Annotated in this window: 16 protein-coding genes and 1 riboswitch; of the genes, 7 read left to right on the forward strand and 9 right to left on the reverse strand. The window is 70.9% G+C overall.

The features are described 5' to 3' along the window. Window positions 1-26: 26 nt before the first annotated feature. Window positions 27-1,142 carry a cobalt-precorrin-5B (C(1))-methyltransferase gene (locus AC07AG_RS03220; RefSeq protein WP_478751278.1) on the reverse strand — a complete coding sequence of 372 codons (1,116 nt, stop codon included), beginning with the start codon at window positions 1,140-1,142 and terminating at the stop codon, window positions 27-29. An 11-nt stretch (window positions 1,143-1,153) separates the two neighbouring features. On the opposite strand from AC07AG_RS03220, the gene AC07AG_RS03225 reads away from it, so the two are divergent. Next, complete coding sequence (locus tag AC07AG_RS03225; RefSeq protein WP_478751280.1) at window positions 1,154-1,909, forward strand: cobalt-precorrin-6A reductase; 756 nt, start codon at window positions 1,154-1,156, stop codon at window positions 1,907-1,909. Window positions 1,910-1,922: 13 nt separating this feature from the next. On the opposite strand, the gene AC07AG_RS03230 is transcribed toward AC07AG_RS03225, so the two are convergent. From AC07AG_RS03230 to cobG, 3 genes are all read right to left on the reverse strand, one after another. Then, entirely contained in the window at window positions 1,923-3,434 is a 1,512-nt protein-coding gene (locus AC07AG_RS03230; RefSeq protein ID WP_478751282.1) for a precorrin-2 C(20)-methyltransferase, read from the reverse strand. After that, window positions 3,431-4,057 carry a precorrin-8X methylmutase gene (locus AC07AG_RS03235; protein ID WP_478752205.1) on the reverse strand — a complete coding sequence of 209 codons (627 nt, stop codon included), beginning with the start codon at window positions 4,055-4,057 and terminating at the stop codon, window positions 3,431-3,433. Before AC07AG_RS03235 ends, AC07AG_RS03230 begins: the two co-directional genes overlap by 4 nt. 71 nt (window positions 4,058-4,128) lie before the next feature. After that, complete coding sequence (gene cobG / locus AC07AG_RS03240) at window positions 4,129-5,436, reverse strand: precorrin-3B synthase (RefSeq protein WP_478751284.1); 1,308 nt, start codon at window positions 5,434-5,436, stop codon at window positions 4,129-4,131. 48 nt (window positions 5,437-5,484) lie between these two features. After that, window positions 5,485-5,636, forward strand: a riboswitch (cobalamin riboswitch). A 69-nt stretch (window positions 5,637-5,705) separates the two neighbouring features. Between cobG and cobN the strand changes: the two genes are divergently transcribed. After that, window positions 5,706-9,302, forward strand: coding sequence for a cobaltochelatase subunit CobN (gene cobN / locus AC07AG_RS03245; protein WP_478752207.1), 3,597 nt, complete (start codon window positions 5,706-5,708; stop codon window positions 9,300-9,302). A 108-nt stretch (window positions 9,303-9,410) separates the two neighbouring features. Here the strand turns inward: cobN and AC07AG_RS03250 are convergent, their stop codons facing one another. Then, complete coding sequence (locus AC07AG_RS03250) at window positions 9,411-10,070, reverse strand: YceI family protein (RefSeq protein ID WP_478751286.1); 660 nt, start codon at window positions 10,068-10,070, stop codon at window positions 9,411-9,413. Window positions 10,071-10,369: 299 nt separating this feature from the next. On the opposite strand from AC07AG_RS03250, the gene AC07AG_RS03255 reads away from it, so the two are divergent. Then, the gene (locus tag AC07AG_RS03255) at window positions 10,370-10,525 is read left to right on the forward strand and encodes a DUF6131 family protein (protein WP_478751288.1); all 156 of its coding nucleotides are present in this window, start codon (window positions 10,370-10,372) and stop codon (window positions 10,523-10,525) included. A gap of 140 nt (window positions 10,526-10,665) precedes the next feature. Then, on the forward strand, window positions 10,666-11,877 hold the full coding sequence (locus tag AC07AG_RS03260) for an FUSC family protein (RefSeq protein WP_478751290.1): 1,212 nt from the start codon (window positions 10,666-10,668) through the stop codon (window positions 11,875-11,877). A 14-nt stretch (window positions 11,878-11,891) separates the two neighbouring features. Here AC07AG_RS03260 and AC07AG_RS03265 read toward each other — a convergent pair whose 3' ends face one another. Beyond that, window positions 11,892-12,020, reverse strand: a complete 129-nt coding sequence (locus AC07AG_RS03265; RefSeq protein WP_478751292.1) for an LPFR motif small protein — start codon at window positions 12,018-12,020, stop codon at window positions 11,892-11,894. 734 nt (window positions 12,021-12,754) lie between these two features. On the opposite strand from AC07AG_RS03265, the gene AC07AG_RS03270 reads away from it, so the two are divergent. Together AC07AG_RS03270 and AC07AG_RS03275 are read left to right on the forward strand one after the other, a co-directional pair. Beyond that, complete coding sequence (locus tag AC07AG_RS03270; RefSeq protein WP_478752209.1) at window positions 12,755-13,903, forward strand: GlxA family transcriptional regulator; 1,149 nt, start codon at window positions 12,755-12,757, stop codon at window positions 13,901-13,903. Continuing rightward, window positions 13,903-14,958 (forward strand): hypothetical protein, encoded by a 1,056-nt coding sequence (locus AC07AG_RS03275; RefSeq protein ID WP_478751294.1) that lies wholly within the window; start codon window positions 13,903-13,905, stop codon window positions 14,956-14,958. The genes AC07AG_RS03270 and AC07AG_RS03275 overlap by 1 nt, the downstream gene beginning before the upstream one ends. Here the strand turns inward: AC07AG_RS03275 and AC07AG_RS03280 are convergent. Beyond that, window positions 14,950-16,236, reverse strand: a complete 1,287-nt coding sequence (locus tag AC07AG_RS03280) for a phosphatase PAP2 family protein (RefSeq protein ID WP_478751296.1) — start codon at window positions 16,234-16,236, stop codon at window positions 14,950-14,952. The genes AC07AG_RS03275 and AC07AG_RS03280 overlap by 9 nt on opposite strands. 296 nt (window positions 16,237-16,532) lie before the next feature. Then, window positions 16,533-17,201: a GntR family transcriptional regulator gene (locus AC07AG_RS03285; protein ID WP_478751298.1), complete on the reverse strand. Its 669-nt coding sequence runs from the start codon at window positions 17,199-17,201 to the stop codon at window positions 16,533-16,535. An 85-nt stretch (window positions 17,202-17,286) separates the two neighbouring features. Between AC07AG_RS03285 and AC07AG_RS03290 the strand changes: the two genes are divergently transcribed. Further along, window positions 17,287-17,718, forward strand: a complete 432-nt coding sequence (locus AC07AG_RS03290) for a VOC family protein (protein ID WP_478751300.1) — start codon at window positions 17,287-17,289, stop codon at window positions 17,716-17,718. Window positions 17,719-17,733: 15 nt separating this feature from the next. On the opposite strand, the gene AC07AG_RS03295 is transcribed toward AC07AG_RS03290, so the two are convergent. Next, the gene (locus AC07AG_RS03295; RefSeq protein ID WP_478751302.1) at window positions 17,734-18,414 is read right to left on the reverse strand and encodes a TetR/AcrR family transcriptional regulator; all 681 of its coding nucleotides are present in this window, start codon (window positions 18,412-18,414) and stop codon (window positions 17,734-17,736) included. Between the last annotated feature and the right edge of the window lie 24 nt (window positions 18,415-18,438).

Raw genomic sequence — 18,438 nt, forward strand, 5'->3', positions numbered from 1 at the left:
GCGGCACGCCCTGCCCGGCGCTCCGCTCAGCGCACGCTGCTGCGCCCGACGACCGTGCCCGCCCGGTCGATGCAGATGACGTCCACGGCGACCGGCGCGCCCCGCAGCACCGACAGCGCCTCGTCGCGTGCCGCCACGGCCACCAGGTCCCCGAGCGGAACACCCCGGGCCTGGCACAACTGGAGCGCGGCCAGGCCCGTGTTGGCGCCTGCCACCTCGGCCGCGAGAGCCTCGTCCTCGCCGCCCTGGCGGGCCAGCGCGGCGAGGAAGGGCTTGTCGACCTGGGAGCGGGCCGAGTGCAGGTCGAGGTGGCCGGCGGCGAGCTTCGACAGCTTGGCGAAACCGCCGCACACCGTGAGGCGGTCCACCGGGTGCCGGCGCACGTACTTGAGCACGGCGCCCGCGAAGTCCCCCATGTCGAGGAGGGCGATCTCCGGGATCCCGTACTCGGCCACCACCGTTTTCTCCGAGGTCGAGCCCGTGCAGCCCGCCACATGCGTATGCCCGGCGGCGCGCGCCACGTCCACACCGCGGCGGATCGAGTCGATCCATGCCGAGCAGGAGTAGGGCACCACGATGCCGGTGGTGCCCAGGATCGACAGACCGCCCAGGATGCCGAGGCGGGGGTTCCAGGTGGAGCGGGCGATCTCCTCGCCGTGGTCCACGGAGACGGTGATCTCGACGTCTCCCGAACCCCCGTGCTCCGCCGCGACCCGTGCGACATGGTCGCGGATCATCTGGCGCGGCACGGGGTTGACCGCGGGCTCGCCGACGTCGAGAGGCAGCCCCGGCAGGGTGACGGTGCCCACGCCGGGCCCCGCCTTGAAGACCACACCCGAACCCGGCGGCAGCCGCCGCGCGGTGGCTCGCACCAGCGCGCCGTGCGTCACGTCGGGGTCGTCGCCCGCGTCCTTGACCACCCCCGCCGTCGCCCGGCCGCCGGCCAGCTCCTCGATCGCCAGGGCGAAGGCCGGAGTCTGGCCCTTGGGCAGCGTGATGGTCACCGGGTCGGGGAAGTCGCCGCTGAGCAGGGCCGTGTAGGCGGCCGTGGCGGCCGCGGTCGCACAGGCACCGGTCGTCCAGCCGGGCCGCAGACCGGTGTGCTTGAGTTGGGCGCTGCGCCCGCCTTTCGCCTCACCCATGGATGGATCCGATGCACGTACTGGTACTTGGCGGGACGACGGAGGCCCGCCGCCTCGCCGAGGCCCTGGTGGACACGCTTCCTGCCGCGGCGAAGGTGACAAGCTCACTGGCCGGGCGCGTCGCGAGCCCGAAGCTGCCGCCGGGCGAGGTGCGCGTGGGCGGCTTCGGCGGAGCCGAAGGGCTGGCCGCCTGGCTGCGTACGCACCAGGTGAGCGCGCTCATCGATGCCACCCATCCTTTCGCCGAGACGATCAGTTTCAATGCGGCCGCTGCCGCCGCTGCCGCCCATGTTCCCCTGCTCGCGCTGCGCAGGCCCGGCTGGGTGCCGGGCGAGGGCGACGCCTGGCACACGGTCGGCTCCCTGGCCGACGCGGCCACGGCGCTGCCCGCGCTGGGGCGGCGCGTCTTCCTCACCACGGGGCGCATGGGCCTCGCGGCCTTCGCCGAACTGGACCAGCTGTGGTTCTTGATGCGCTCGGTGGACGCCCCGGAGGCACCGCACCCCGCACACATGGAGGTGCTGCTCGACCGGGGCCCCTTCACCTTGGAGGGGGAGCGCGAGCTGATCCGCCGCCATCGCATCGACGTCGTCGTCACGAAGGACAGCGGTGGCGCCGCGACCGCCCCTAAACTCGCCGCGGCCCGTGAGGCACGGATCCCCGTGGTCGTGGTGCGCAGGCCGCCGGTGCCCGAGGGCGTGGCGGTGGCGGACACCCCCGAGCAGGCCCTGACCTGGCTGCGCGCACACGGCGGCAGCCAGGCCTAGCGGACGGGCAGGCTCAGTCCTCGGGGTAACGGCGGGGCGTCCACACGATCTGCTGTCCGTCGCCCCGCTGCTCCCAGCGCGTCTGCGAGGAACCGACAAGCAGAATCGTGCGCATGTCGACCTCGGCCGGATCGAGATCGGCTAGCCGCACCGTACGTACGCTCTCGGTCGGTCCGCCGACGTCGCGGCCGAGGACCACCGGCGTCTCCGGTGAGCGGTGCTCGAGCAGCAGGTCGCGAGCCTTGCCGACCTGCCAGGTCCGGCTGCGGGAGCCGGGGTTGTACAGCGCGAGCACCAGGTCCGCGGAGGCGGCCGCCTGCAGCCGCTCGGCGATGACCTCCCACGGCTTGAGCCGGTCCGAGAGCGATATCGCGGCGTAGTCGTGGCCCAGTGGAGCGCCCGCGCGGGCGGCGGCCGCGTTGGCCGCGGTCACCCCCGGAAGCACCCGTACCGGCAGATCCGCGTACTGCTTCTGCGAGGCCACCTCCAGGACGGCCGTCGCCATGGCGAAGACGCCCGGGTCTCCGCCGGAGACCACGGCCACGCGCCGGCCGCGCCGGGCCAGATCCAGGGCGAACTCGGCGCGCTCCGACTCGACCTTGTTGTCGGAGCCGTGGCGCACCTGCCCCGGGCGGACCGGCACCCGGTCCAGGTAGGTGGTGTAACCGACCAGGTCGTCGGCCGCGGCCAGCACGCCACGGGTCTCGGGCGTGAGCCACAGCGGCCCGGCGGGACCGGTGCCGACCACGGCCACCTCGCCCGCGTCCGGGGCGCGCTCGGGCCGGGGCGCGTCGATGCGGCTCGGCAGGACCGCGACGGCGAAGTACGGCACCGAGTCGGCGTCGACCGCCGCAAGCTCGTCGATGCGCTCACCGGCCATGGTGGCGCGCTCGACATAGTGGGCCTCGGGCAGCCGCCCGGAGGCCTCGAAGGCGCGGCGCACGGCGGGGAAGGTGCGGCCCAGCTTCATCACCACCGCGGCGTCCGTGGCGGCCAGACGCGCGGTCAGCTCCTCCTCCGGCAGGGTGCCGGGCAGGATGGTCAGCACCTCCTCGCCCTCGGCGAGCGGCGTGCCGAGGCGGGCGGCCGCCGCGCTGACGGAGGTGACACCGGGGATCACCTCGGTGGGATACCGGTCGGCGAGCCGCTTGTGCATGTGCATGTACGAGCCGTAGAAGAGCGGGTCGCCCTCGGCCAGGACGGCGACCGTGCGCCCGGCGTCGAGGTGCACCGCGAGGCGGGCCGCCGCCTCGGTGTAGAAGTCCTCCATCGCGCCCCGGTAGCCGCCCGGGTGGTCGGTGGTCTCCGTGGTGAGGGGGTAGACCAGCGCCTCCTCGATGTGGTCGGCGCGCAGGTGCTCGGCCGCGATGGACCGCGCGATGGAACGTCCGTGCCGGGCGCTGTGATAGGCGACGACATCGGCCTCGGCGATGACTTGGACCGCCCGCAGGGTCATGAGGGCCGGATCGCCGGGGCCGAGCCCGACGCCGTAAAGACGGCCTGTGTTCTGCTCGCTCACGCTCATTCTTCCTCGCTGGCGATCGCGTTGAGTGCGGCCGCCGCGATGGCGCTGCCGCCACGTCGGCCCCGCACGATCATGTGTTCCAGGCCGGACGGGTGCGCGGCCAGGGCGTCCTTGGACTCCATGGCGCCGACGAAGCCGACGGGCACACCGATGACGGCGGCGGGGCGCGGCGCGCCCTCCTCGATCATTTCGAGCAGGCGGAACAGGGCGGTGGGCGCGTTGCCGACGGCTATGACCGCGCCTTCCATGCGATCGCGCCACAGTTCCAGGGCGGCGGCGCTGCGGGTGGTGCCGAGCTCGGCCGCCAGATCGGGCACCGCCGGGTCGGACAGCGTGCACACCACGTCATTGTCGGCGGGCAGCCGCTTGCGGGTGACGCCGCTTGCGACCATCGCCACGTCGCACAGGATGGGGGCGCCCGCGCGCAGGGCCTCGCGGGCCCTGGCCACCACGTCCGGGGTGAAAGCGAGGTCGCGTACGAGGTCGACCATGCCGCAGGCGTGGATCATGCGGACCGCGACCTGGCTCACGTCGGCGGGCAGGCCCGACAGATCCGCCTCCGCGCGGATCGTGGCGAAGGACTGGCGGTAGATCGCCGGTCCGTCCTTCTCGTACTGGTGCACAGTGCGTTCGCTCTCTTGATAGGGCAGGGAACAGTCGGGTGTTGCTGGGTTGATCATGTGTTCATGTGTGGTCAGCGGCGGTACGCGGCCACGGCGGCGGCGAGTGCGCCCGGACTGCCGGGGACGGTCGCCGGCGTGTCCCGTTTCTCGCCGCGTACGCGGGAGATCTGATGTCCGTCGGGAGTGGCGACGACGTCGATCCACTCCCCGTGCGGATGTCCGCACCGGCGTTCGCACCCGGACCAGTAGATGGGCAGCGCCCCGACGGGGCCCGACGCGGCCTTCGCCGTGGCGCGTACGTCGTCCAGAGCCTTGGCGCAGCCGGGCCTGCCGATGCAGGCCCCCACTCCGGTCCAGGGCGATTCGGGTCCGGTGACGAGACCGCTGGCCCCCAGTTCCTCCAGGAGTTGCGGGGCCCGTGTCCGCTCGACTTCCGGCAGGACGACTCCGCGCCAAGGGGTCAGCCGCAGCTCGCCGCTGCCGTGACGGCGGGCGGTGTCCGTCAGGGTCAGCCACTGGGGGGCGCTGACGGATCCCAGGGGCAGGCCGAGGGAGAGCGCGACCGTCCGGTGCGGGCCGGACACGACGCCGAGGGCGGGACCGCCCGCATCCTGGGGGAGGGGCGCGGTGGTGAGGGTGGCGCCGAGCCCGGCCTGTCGCAGGCGGTGCAGGACCGCGTCGATGAGCGGGGCGATGCCGCCGGGCAGATCGGTCACCCGCCAGGCGCTCGCGTCGGGCGCCTGCTCCAGGAAGGTCTGCGCCGCGATGAGCGCGGCCCGCGGCGCCTGCGCGGACGCGATCAGGACGGCGTCGTGCGCCGGGCCGATCCGCAGCAGCGCCTGGTCCCCGCCCCGCGCCGTCAGGGTCACGTCGCCGCCGAGCGCCGCCACGTCCCCGCGGCCGTCGTCGAGGGCGAAAAGGAACCGGCCGGACAGGTCGGCGGCCCGGTCGCAGGCGCACAGCAGCTCGTCCAGGGCGGAAAGCCACGGGCGGATGTCCGCCTCGCCCCGGCCGTCGAGTCCCGCGAGCGGTGAGGCCACGACATTGCGTACCCGCTCATGGCGTTCGGAGGGCAAAAGTCCCGATTCGCCCAGCAGGTAAGCCAGTTCACCGCCGCAGTCCGCGGGCAGCCCGCGCAACTGCACATTGCCGCGCGATGTGAGATGCAACTCCCCATCTCCCAGCCGCTCCGCCGCGTCCCGCAGCACGTCGGCCTGCCCCGCGCTCAGCACACCGCCCGGGATGCGGACGCGGGCCAGCGCCCCGTCGTCCGCCCGGTGAAGGCGCAGCGTCCCGGGGCAGGCGTCACCGCGGCCGCGGGCAGACTCGTCTCCCGAGAGCGCGGGCGAGGGGACCGATGGGGGCATGGCGGCGAGCATACCGACCCATCGCAGCAGGTCCGCCTGCCCCCCGGTAGTTGATCGGCCCTTAGTATTCCTGGTGACGGGCCAGCCGGCCCGTCGTCGCCACAGACGGCGACAAGGGGAGGAAGCCCGGTGAGATTCCGGCGCGGTCCCGCCACTGTGAACCCGGTGCGCATGCCGGGTGAGTCAGGAACTCCCTTCCCCGAGCTCTCGTCCGCTCGAGCAGGGGAGACGCCATCGACACCACCCGGGGCGTGGACACCCCGAGGAAGGCCCGACGCCGCATGATCCTGCTCCTGTCGACGTCCGACACCGACCTGCTCAGCGCCCGCGCCGCCGCCGGCCCGGTCGACTACCGCTTCGCGAACCCCTCACGGCTCCCGCTCGAGGACCTTCCGCAGCTCCTGGACGGCGCCGATCTGGTCGTCGTACGCCTCCTCGGCGGCGTGCGCGCCTGGCAGGAGGGTCTCGACCAAGTCGTGGCGACCGGACGCCCCGTGGTCGTCCTCACCGGCGAACAGGCCCCCGACGCCCAGCTGATGGCCGCGTCGACCGTGCCCATCGGCATCGCCGCCGAGGCCCACGCCTACCTGGCCCACGGCGGCCCCGACAACCTGGAGCAGCTGGCCCGGTTCCTCTCGGACACCGTCCTGCTCACCGGCCACGGCTTCGAACCACCCGCCCCCGCGCCCTCGTGGGGCCCGCTGGAGCGCACCGCCCGTCAGGTCGAGGGACCGACCGTCGCGGTGCTCTACTACCGCGCCCACCACATGAGCGGCAACACCGCCTTCGTCGAGAGCCTGTGCCGCGCGGTCGAGGACGCCGGAGCGCGCCCGCTGCCGCTGTACGTCGCCTCGCTGCGTACCCCCGAGCCCGAACTCATCGACGAGCTGCGCGCCGCCGACGCGATCGTGACCACGGTCCTCGCGGCGGGCGGCACCCGGCCCGCCGAAGCGTCGGCGGGCGGCGACGACGAGTCCTGGGACGCCGGAGCCCTCAGCGGCCTCGATGTCCCCATCCTCCAGGCGCTGTGCCTCACCAGCTCGCGCACCGACTGGGAGGACAATGACGAGGGCGTGTCGCCGCTCGATGCCGCCAGCCAGATCGCGGTCCCCGAGTTCGACGGCCGCCTGATCACGGTGCCGTTCTCCTTCAAGGAGATCGACGAGGACGGTCTGCCCGCGTACGTGGCCGACGCCGAGCGCGCGGCCCGCGTGGCCGGCATCGCCGTGCGGCACGCGCGTCTTCGCCACATCCCGGCCGCCGACAAGCGCATCGCGCTGGTCCTGTCCGCCTACCCGACCAAGCACTCGCGGATCGGCAACGCGGTCGGCCTCGACACCCCCGCGAGCGCCGTCGCCCTGCTGCGCCGACTCCGCGAAGAGGGCTACGACTTCGGTACGGAGGAAGTGCCCGGCCTGGCCTCCGGCGACGGCGACGAGCTGATCTACGCCCTGATCGAGGCGGGCGGCCACGACCAGGAGTGGCTCACCGAGGAGCAGCTGGCCCGCAACCCCGTCCGCATCCCGGCGGCCGACTACCGCCGCTGGTACGCCACGCTCCCCGCCGAGCTGCGCGAGTCCGTGGAGCAGCACTGGGGCCCGGCCCCCGGCGAGATGTTCGTGGACCGGTCGAGCAACCCGGAGGGCGACATCGTCCTGGCCGCCCTGCGCCGCGGCAACCTGCTCATCCTCATCCAGCCGCCGCGCGGCTTCGGCGAGAACCCGATCGCGATCTACCACGACCCCGATCTGCCGCCCTCGCACCACTACTTGGCCGCCTACCGCTGGATCGCCGCATCCGCCGACGACAACGGCTTCGGCGCCGACGCGATGATCCACCTGGGCAAGCACGGCAACCTCGAATGGCTGCCCGGCAAGAACGCGGGCCTGTCCGCCGCCTGCGGCCCCGACGCGGCCCTGGGCGATCTGCCCCTGATCTACCCGTTCCTGGTCAACGACCCGGGGGAGGGGACGCAGGCCAAGCGGCGCGTCCACGCCACCCTCGTGGACCATCTCGTACCGCCGATGGCCCGTGCCGACAGCTACGGCGACATCGCCCGCCTCGAACAACTCCTGGACGAGCACGCCCAGATCGCCTCGATGGACCCGGCGAAGCTGCCGGCGATCCGCGCCCAGATCTGGACCCTGATCCAGGCCGCCAAGCTCGACCACGACCTGGGGCTCGAAGACCGACCCGAGGACGAGGGCTTCGACGAGTTCATCATGCATCTCGACGGCTGGCTCTGTGAGATCAAGGACGTCCAGATCCGCGACGGCCTGCACGTCCTGGGCGGCGCCCCGGCCGGTGCCGACCGCGTCAACCTGGTCCTCGCGATCCTGCGTGCCCGTCAGATCTGGGGCGGTACGGCGTCGCTTCCCGGCCTGCGCGAGGCGCTTGGCCTCGACGAGTCGGCGGCCACCCGCACCGCCGCCGACGAGGTCGAGGAGAAGGCCCGCGCCCTGGTCCAGGCGATGGACGACGCCGACTGGGCCCTGGATGCCGTGGCGCGGGTGGCCGACGGGCACCCGCAGTCCGTCGCCGACATCCTCGGCTTCGCCGCCCGCGAGGTCGTACCGCGTCTCGCCGCCACGACCGACGAACTGGACCACGCCGTCCACGCGTTGAAGGGCGGCTTCGTCCCCGCGGGACCCTCGGGCTCCCCGCTGCGCGGCCTGGTCAACGTCCTGCCGACCGGCCGCAACTTCTACTCGGTCGACCCCAAGGCGGTGCCGTCCCGCCTCGCCTGGGAGACCGGACAGGCCCTGGCCGACTCGCTCCTTGAGCGCTACCGCACCGACAACGGCGACTGGCCGACCTCGGTGGGCCTCTCCCTGTGGGGTACGAGCGCGATGCGCACCGCAGGTGACGACGTCGCCGAAGCGCTCGCCCTCCTCGGCGTCCGCCCGGTCTGGGACGACGCGTCGCGCCGTGTCACGGGCCTGGAGGCCATCCCCGCCGATGAGTTGGGCCGTCCGCGCATCGACGTCACGCTGCGCATCAGCGGTTTCTTCCGCGACGCCTTCCCGCACACCATCGGCCTCCTGGACGACGCGGTGCGCCTCGCCGCCTCGCTGGAGGAGCCCGACGACGCGAACTTCGTCCGCGCCCATGCCCAGGCCGACCTGGCGGTGCACGGCGACGAACGCCGCGCCACCACCCGCATCTTCGGCTCACGCCCCGGCACCTACGGCGCGGGTCTGCTCCAGCTCATCGACTCCCGCGACTGGCGCACCGACGCCGACCTCGCCGAGGTCTACACGGTGTGGGGCGGCTACGCCTACGGCCGTGAACTCGACGGACGTCCGGCGCGCGAGGAGATGGAAACGGCGTACAAGCGCATCGAGGTCGCGGCGAAGAACACCGACACCCGCGAACACGACATCGCCGACTCGGACGACTACTTCCAGTACCACGGCGGCATGGTGGCCACGGTCCGCGCGCTGAAGGGCAGCGCCCCGGAGGCGTACATCGGCGACTCCACACGTCCTGAGACGGTCCGCACCCGCACCCTGGTCGAGGAGACGTCCCGCGTCTTCCGCGCCCGCGTGGTCAACCCCAAGTGGATCGAGGCGATGCGCCGCCACGGCTACAAGGGCGCCTTCGAGCTCGCCGCCACGGTCGACTACCTCTTCGGGTACGACGCCACGACGGGCGTGGTCGCCGACTGGATGTACGACAAGCTCACCGAGACGTACGTCCTGGACCCGACCAACCGTGAATTCCTCCAGCAGGCCAACCCCTGGGCCCTGCACGGCATCGCCGAGCGTCTCCTGGAGGCCGAGTCCCGCGGCATGTGGGCCAAGCCGGACCCCGCGGTGCTGGAGGCCCTGCGCCAGGCGTACCTGGAGACGGAAGGCAACCTGGAGGGCGAGGACTGAGGACCGGCCTCGCGGCCGACGGACGAAAGGGAGGGCCCCATCCCGGTGTCGGGATGGGGCCCTCCCTTCGTGGTGTGCGGGCCGTCGCCGAGCACGACGGCCGGGGCACTACGCCATGGGCGTGGCCCTGATCGCGGAGATGTCGAACTGCAGCCGGACCTTCTCGCTCACCATGGAGCCACCCGTCTCCAGGCGCTGGTTGTAGACCAGACCCCAGTCCGTGCGGTCGATGGTGGTGGTGCCGTCGAAGCCTGCTCTCTCGAAGCCGAACGGGTCCACGACCGAACCGAGATAGTCGAGCTGCAGCTCGACGGGGCGTGCCACGCCCCGGATGGTCAGGTCGCCCGCCATGCGGAAGGTCTCCCCGCCCTCGTGGACCGTGGAGGTGCTGCGGAACGACATCTCCGGGTGACGGCGCGCGTCGAAGAAGTCGGCGCCTATGAGGTGGGAGTCCCGCTGTTCCACACCCGTGTCGACGCTGGCGATCCGGATGACGATCTCGGCCCGCGACTCGGAGGGCCGAGCGCCGTCGAAGTACAGCGTGCTGTCGTAGTCAGCGAAGGCACCTCGCACCGTCGTGACCATCGCGTGCCGCACGGAGAACCCGATGCGACTGTGCGGGCGGTCGATGGTCCACTGCCCGGTCAGCGCACGGAGCGCGGGGTCGAGCGCGGCACCGGCGGCCGCGGCCGCGGAAAAGGGCGAACCGGTGCCGGCGGACGGCGTCGGTTCGAGGGTCGCGGTCTGGCGACGGCTGAAGATACCCATGATGTCGTCGTCTCCTTGAATTTGATCACTCCGTGTTATCACGCAGTCGACAGGCACCGCTCAGCAAGATGGGAGGTCTCGTCCGGGTTCCATGCTGCTGACTGCAAAGATGCACAAGATCGGCACGGATGTGGATGCACGGTTGGGTGGCTCCGCGTCACGCACGGTCACAATTGCGGCTGCGGTGCACGCACGCGTCGGCGGAAATGAGGCGGCCGTCGCGATTAGTTCCGTCCCTGGGGACGCAATCGGCATTTAAAGGCGCATACTTGAAATAATTCTGAGGTTCGGAGGGCGCAATGATCGCACTCGGTATCATCCTTCTCGTCATCGGTCTCTTGGCCGGAATCTCCATCCTGTGGACCATTGGCGTCGTCCTCGTCGTCATCGGTGCGGTCCTGTGGATTCTCGGTGCTGTCGGCCACGCGGTGGGCGGGCGAAAGCACTATTGGTAGGCGGTAGGCGTTTCCACGGCAGCGGAAACGGAATCCTCGCGTAGGCCGGATTCATCTCACGCCCCGAAGTCCGCATGCGGCCGACCCCGCCGGGTAGCAGGCTGAGCTCGATGACCTGCTGAACGGAACGGAGTCGGTGCATGGCCGGCGAAGGCGGAGGGCAGCGGCCGCGTGCCGTGGCCCAGGGGTGGTTCGACCGTGTGCGGCGATGGTGCAGGCGGGCCCGGGAGATGCCGGGCTACGAGCGCCACACCCTGCTCCTCGTCCTCAAGAGCACGCTGGCCGCGACCCTGGCCTGGGTGGTCTCCTACTACCTGCTCGACGCGCCGTCCCCGGCGTTCGCGCCGTTCTCCGCGGTGCTGATCATGCAGGTGACGGTGTATCAGTCCGTGCTGCAATCGCTTCGCTACCTGGCTGCGGTGGCGGCCGGCGTGGTCATGGTGGCCGCCCTGGGTTTCCTCGGCGGCCCCGACCTGCTGACATTCGCGCTGGTCGCGCTGGTGGGTCTGTCCATCGGACGCTGGCCCGCGCTCGGCGCGCAAGGATCGCAGGTCGCCACCGCGGCGTTCTTCGCCTTCTCCACCTACGCCGCCGCCACGTCCGCCACCGAGAAGGTCAGCCAGCTCGCGCAGATCCTCCTGCTGGTCCTCATCGGCTGCGGCATCGGCGTCGTCGTCAACGTGACGGTGGCCCCGCCGATCCGCTACCGCAGCGCCGAGTACGGAATCCGCTCGCTGTCCACCGCTCTGGGCGAGTTGGTGAGCGAGATGTATCCGGTGCTGCGCGAAGGCGAGTTGGACGAGGAGCGCTGCCGACAGTGGCGCAGGAGGGCCGAGCAGACCGGAGGGCTGATCACCCAGGCGAGGGAAGGCCTCCGTACCGCGGAGGAGAGCCTGTACTTCAACCCCCGTCGGCTGCTGCGCAGGCATCGGGGCCGGACCTCCTTCGACGGGTACGGTGCGGTGCTGGGAGCCCTCGAACGCTCGTTGCACCAGGTGGCGTCCCTGACGCGCGGTCTGCACCAGTGGCACGAAGATGAGGGGGACCGGCACGACGACCGGGCCTTCCTCCTCGGTTACGCCGACTTCCTCGAGTCCCTCGCACAGATCGCCCAGGTGCTCGGAGGGCTGGACGAGGACTCCCTGACGGAGCAGTCCCGGCAGCTGTGTCACCTGGCCGACGAGGCCCAGGGACGCTGCAGGGACGTGACCGACGGAGCGGACCGGGCCGGCCTCCCACTGGCCGACCCGGCCCGCCCCTACGGAGTTCTCGTCGTCGAATCCACCCGCCTGATGGAGGAATTTCAGCACGCCTGCGATGTGCTCCAACGGCACGTCGGCCAAGAGGCGTGATCCCTTTTACGGGATCAATGGTGGCCGCGGGCGCTGGAAGAGGCTCCGCCGAAGAGCCGTGCGACGGCTCGGAAGGGAAGCGTGACCACCGTGGCAATGGCCCCACCGATGGCTCGGATAACGTCTGCAATGGCCTTCAGCATGTCGGGACCTCCATAGAAATTCTTTACTCGACTTGCTCGTCGACTCGCTTTGTCTTCTGCCGGTTTCCCTGCGAATGACGACAGAAACGTAAGGCCGCCGCACCGAATTCGGCGCTCTCGGCCGCAGTGGGAGCGGGCGCACCGGGACAGGCGCGGCGGTTCTGCGATTGCCTGTTCAAGAGGGGCCGTGGCCTCCTACCGTGGCTGCCGTAGATCAGGAGTACCAAGTTCCTGGGATGCCACGGTCGTCCTTTCCGCACCGGACCACGGGGGTAGGCACGTTGAGGGAGCTCGCTGCGGCTGGTGCCGCCCTGCTGGTCGAGCACATGCTGACGGGTTCCTGGCGAACGGTCCGTGACGCCCTGGTCGAAGTGCTGGCGGCCGACGACTCCGAGGGCGGTATCCGTGCGGACGAGGCCCGGGAGGCCCGGGACAGGCTGGACCGGGCCCGTGCGGACCTGATCCGGGCCAGGGACCGGGGAGAGCGGGAGATAGCCGCCGACGTGCAGGCCGAGTGGCGCATGCACGTGTGGCGTGCGCTGCGAGACGCCCCAAGGGCCGCCGAGCGACTCGAATCGCTCCTGCGTCATCTTTCGCCCCCGGCCCCTCAAGTCGGCTCGTCGGCGGCCCCGAGCCCCGGCCCGGTCGTCCGGCCCCGGGCGTCGTCCGTCGCCGCCGCGCGCGACGCCGGGGCCCCGAATCTCTCGGGGCGCCGCCGCAGGGAGGTTGTCGCGGTGCTGCTGTTCAGCGGTGGCCCCATCTTCGAGAGTTCCATACCGCTGTCGGTGTTCGGGATCGACCGGCAGGACGCCGGGGTCCCCCGATACCGGTTGCTGGTGTGCGCCGGTGAAGAGGGTCCGCTGCGTACGACCGGGGGGCTCGAACTCACCGCGCCACGTGGCCTGGAGGCGATGGAGCGTGCGGGCACGGTCGTCGTGCCGGCCTGGCGGTCGATCACATCGCCGCCTCCGCAGGAGGCGCTCGACGCGCTGCGCCACGCGCACGAAGAGGGAGCCCGCATCGTCGGGCTGGACACGGGAGCCTTCGTCCTCGCCGCGGCGGGTCTGCTGGACGGCCGTCCGGCGACGACGCACTGGATGTACGCGCCGACGCTGGCCAAGCGTTACCCGTCGGTGCGTGTGGATCCACGTGAGCTGTTCGTGGACGACGGGGATGTGCTCACGAGCGCGGGGACCGCGGCCGGAATTGATCTGTGCCTGCACATCGTGCGCACCGACCACGGCGACGAGGCGGCGGCCGCGCTCGCCCGCAGGCTCGTCGTGCCTGCGCGCAGGACCGTCGGCCAGAAGCTCCGGCCCGACAGGTTCTTGCCTGAGGAGATCGGTTCCGACCCGCTCGCCGAGGCCGTCGTCTGGGCCCTGGGACATCTCCACGAGCAGTTCGACGTGGAGACGTTGGCCGCACGCGCGTACATGGCACGGCGTACCTTCGACCGTCGCTTCCGCGCCTTGACGGGCAGCGCGCCCAAGCAGTGGCTGACCACCCAGCGAGTTCTGCAGGCGCAACGGCTCCTGGAGACGTCGGACTACTCGGTGGACGAGATCGCGGGCCGTTGCGGCTTCCGGTCGGCGTCGGCTTTTCGCGAGGCCTTCCGCCGCGAGCTCGGCTCCTCGCCCGCCGCCTACCGGGCCGCGTACAGGGTCCGTCGCCCGTGGGGCGACGGGCCGGTGGAGCCGCTCGGCCATCCGCTCACGCCTCCGGTCGGACGGATCGGTGGAGCAGAGGCGCGCGGACCCTTCCTGCACACATCGCCCGGACCTTCCCCCGCCCCGGACGACGACGAGTGGCCCGACCCGGCTGCAGCCCCCGCACCCACCCCGCGGGCGACACCGCACCCTTCACAGCCAAGTGCCCGCGACTGATGGGAGACATCGCGAAGGGAGCGCTCGGCGGTGCCTGGAGCCTGCTGGTCGGCTGGATCCTGCCGACCGCGCTCAACCTCGCCGTCCTCAGTGCGGCCCTGCTGCCCGGTCTGCGCGGCCTGCCGCCCTTCGCGCGCCTCGCGGGCCTGGCCGATGGCAGGTGGGCGCTCGCCTTCCTCACCGCTTCGTTGATGCTGGGCCTGGTCCTCAACGCCCTGCAGAATCCGCTCTACCGGATCCTGGAGGGCTATCTGCTCTGGCCATCCGTCGCTTATGCGTACGGCTGCCGCCGTCACCGTGAGCGCAGCCAGAGCCTCGCCGACCGCCTGACGGTCATGCGCCTGGAGAGGCGGGAGGCCGAGAGTGCGCTGTCGCCCGCTCAAGCGGCGGACCTCGCCCGCCTCAGAAGCCACCCGCGTGTGGCCCGGCACCGTCACAGCGACCTCCGCAGCACCGTGATCCGCCGCGCTCTGCTGCAGGAGCGCCTCGCGCGCTATCCCGTCGACGACGGCCAGTTGGCGCCCACCCAGCTCGGCAACGCGATCCGCCGCTTCGAGGAGTACGCCTACGACCGCTACCGGCTCGACTCGCAGCTGCTGTGGAACGAGCTGAGCGCCACGGCCCCCGAGCAGGCACGCCGCCAGGTCGACACGGCCCGCACCAGCGTCGACTTCTTCGTCTGCCTGCTCTACGGCCACGTCGTCGTCCTGCTCGGCGCCCTGGCGACCTTCGCCTCGCCGGGCGCCGACACCCCCGTCGTGATCACGACGGCAGCCGTGCTCCTGACGCTCATCCCCGTGTGGTACCGCAGCGCCGTCGTCGCCACCGACGAATGGGCCGCGGCCGTACGGGCCCTCGTCAACGTCGGCCGGCATCCTCTGGCGGACACTCTGGGCCTCGAAATTCCCCAGGAGCTGGCCGCCGAACGGGAGATGTGGTCCATGGTCTCCCGCCTGTCACGCATCCCCTACCACGAGCGCGCCACGGCTCTTGATCGCTTCCGGCGCCAGCCGGGGCCTCGTGCGGAAAGCCAAGGCCCCGCCGCCTCAAACTAGTTCAGGTTGCGGTTCCGATTGCTGAACGGGTGCGACCTTCGGCTCCCACAGCCTGGTGGTCCGCATATAGCCGTAGACCACTGAGGACATCGCCAGAATGAGCAGCGGCCCGAACACCTCCGGGTGTCTGGCCATCTGCATCGGCAGGAAGCGATACGACACCAGGAGCAGCGTGAACACCGTCGTGCCGTAGGCGACCAACTGGATTCCTGAGCGGTCCCAGCCGCGGTCGAGTGCCCGCAGCGCCGCATCGATCGTGAACGCGAACACCACGCCGGCGATGATGTCCACGCCGTAGTGGTAGCCGAATCCCAGCGTCGCGCCGAGCGTGGCCGTGAGCCAGAACACGCCCGCGTATCGCAGAAGTCGTGGGCCCTTGCGGGAGTGGATGAAGATCGTGGTGGCCCACGCCGTGTGCAGGCTGGGCATGCAGTTGCGCGGGGTGATCTCGTCGAAGGGTATCTCGTGCGGTGCGGCGATCGGCGGCGGTGTGTGCGGCCACAGGTTGGCCAGGGCCCAGTGCTCACCGCCGGTGCCGAAGGCGCCGTCGCCGTAGGTGAAGATCGGTCCGACCACCGGGAAGATCATGTAGATGGCCGGCCCCAGGAGGCCGATGACCAGGAAGGTGCGCACCAGATGGTGGCCCGGGAAGCGGCGCTCGGCCGCCACATTGCGCAGCTGGTACAGCGCGACGATGACCGCGGCCACCGCGAGCTGGATGTAGACGTAGTCGAGTACGTGAGCGCCGATCGGGCCGGTGGCGTTGACCATCCTGCCCACCACCCAAGAGGGGTTGCCCAGCGCGTGATCGGCCATGGCCACGTACTGATCGAGCACCGTCGGGCGGGTCTTCGACGTGATGAGCAGCCAGATGTCGCCCGTCTTGCGTCCGGCCACAAGGAGCAGGCCGAGACCGACGCCCTTCAGGAGCAGGACACGTTCCGGGCCGGTGCGGCGCGTGACAGCGATGACGGCATAGCCCAACATCACCCACAACGCCCCGTTGCCGAACATCATCTCGGCGCCGAGAGCCCACCGCACCAAGAAGAAGACGATGTCGATGCCGACCGCGACACCGGCCGCGATGAACCGTTGCCGCCAGGTGAGCACGACCATCATCAACGCCATCGAGGCGTAGAGCAACGGGCCTGATTTGGGGGCGAACACCACCTCTCGCACTTGATTGGCGATCGGCCCCGGTACGCCGTAGTGACGCGCGGCGATCTCCAGCACGATGAGGAACCCGAGGGCCACCACGGCTGCCGCGGTCCACAGCATCGCCCGTGGCTGACGCCACGCGGCGAATACCGCTCTACAGTTTTTTCGCGAAAACACTTGAGATGCTATAGATATCAATGGTTTGGCCGATTTGTTAGATGTTAGTTAAATAGCTCACTCTTCGTGCTAGATAGCATGGTTTCTGGTGAAGTACGGGCGATCAGGGCACTCGTTGTGAGTTCGATCATGTTAGCGGAGTGGTGCGGATGGGTTCACTTGGTCGCCTGATCCCCGCCAACTGAGATTTCCGGTCGGCGCTTGGGCCGGTCCGCCGGTCTCCGTACCGTCCGCTTCGGTCAGCTCGTGTCCGCGGTGCCGGTGATCACGTCCACGGCGTGGCGGCGGTGCGCGGCGAACAGGTCGAGGGCGGTACCGGAGTCGCGGGCGCGCAGTGCGTCGACGAGCCCGCGGTGCTCGCGCGGGATGCAGTCGAGGTAGCCCTTGGTGCTGCGGCCGATCCGGGTCAGCAGGAACAGGTGGACCTGGCACCGGATGCCGTCCCAGGCGTCGGCGAGGCGTTGGTGTCCCGCGGCCGCGAACACCGCGTCGTGGAAAGCGATGTCGCAGCGCACCATCTCGTGCGCGTCCACGGCCCGCTCCATCATGTCGGCCGTCTTCGCGACCGACGCGAGATGCTCGTCCGATGCGCGAGCGATCACCTGGCGGACGGCGAGATCCTCCAGGGCGCCGCGCAGGCTGTCGAGTTCGGCGACGTCCTCGGCGGACAGAGTCGTCACCCTCGTACCCCGGTGCCATGCGCAGTGGACCAGCCCCTCGCGCTCAAGGAGCCGCAGCCCTTCGCGCACAGGGCCGCGACTGACGTCCATCTCGCCGGACAGCTCCACCTCGCGCAGTTGCGCGCCGGGGGCGTAGGCGCCGCTGAAGATGGCCTCGCGAATGCGGTCCGCGACCTCGTCGGCCAGACCTCGACGGCGAGCCGGGGACACCTTGCCCTGATCACTCATGTCCGGTGAACGCCTCCTCGATGAATGTCGGAATGTTAACATTCACGTGTTGTCGCATGTTGCCCCGTTGTCAGGAAGGCGTGTCATGACCGCTCTTGAGTCTCCGATACCGCGGTTCCACCTGGCCATGCCGGTCGACGACCTGGCCGCTGCCCGTCACTTCTACGGCGAGGTACTGGGCCTGGAGCGAGGCCGCAGCGCGGACACCTGGGTGGACTGGAATCTGCACGGCCACCAGTTCGTGACGCACCTCGCTCCGGAGCGTGCCCAGCGCATCCACAACCCGGTCGACGGCCACGACGTCCCGGTGCCGCACTTCGGGCTGATCCTGGCGATCCCCGCGTTCCAGGAGCTCGCCGAGCGGCTGTACGCGGCGGGCATCGAGTTCGTCATCGAGCCCTACGTCCGTTTCCAGGGCCAGAAGGGCGAGCAGTGGACGATGTTCCTCCTCGACCCGGCCGGCAACGCCCTGGAGTTCAAGGCGTTCGCCGACGACTCCCAGGTCTTCGCCGCCTGACCGGCGGCCTCCGCGTCACCCTGAGATGCGGGCTTCGATGCCGTCGAGCAGGAAGTCGAGGCCGGTCCGGAAGGTCTGGTCGGCGTCCAGGTGGGCGGCATCGCGCACCACCGTGGCCAGCGCGGGGAATCGGCCGGTGGCGAAGGTCCGCTCCAGATAGGGCCCGAGCGAAGCCTGCCAACGCTTCTCGTCCATCCCGGTGGCCCGCTCGGCACGCCGCTCGGAGATCTCCCGCCGCACCGCACCGATCACGTACGCGTTGACTGTGGCGACCACCGGCATGACGGCGTCGACGTCCACGTCGCCCAGTGCGGCCATGACGGCCTCCCCGCTGGCCAGCGCGTTCGGCCCGAGCTGCGGTCGTCCACCGAGCAGGTCGGCGAGCCATTCGTGCTCATGAGCGGCCTGCCGGGTGGATTCGGCAAGGGACCGCAGCGCCTCCCGCCAGCTGTCCCCGGTCGGCCGGATCTCGGCGTGGACCGCGTCGACCATCAGGTCGAGCAACTCCTCCTTGCCGACGATGTAGCTGTACAGCCGCATCGGCCCGACGCCCAGCGCGGTGGCGACCTTGCGCAGCGACACCGCCTCCAGGCCGTCCCCATCGGCCAGCTGGATCGCCGCTCGCACGATCCGTTCCCGGCTCAGCTGGGCCGGGACGGGTCGATTCGGCGGCTCCGGCCTCTCCCACACCAACATGCCGCTCACAGTACATTGCATCGG

This window comes from Streptomyces sp. NPDC044044 (assembly GCF_056434405.1).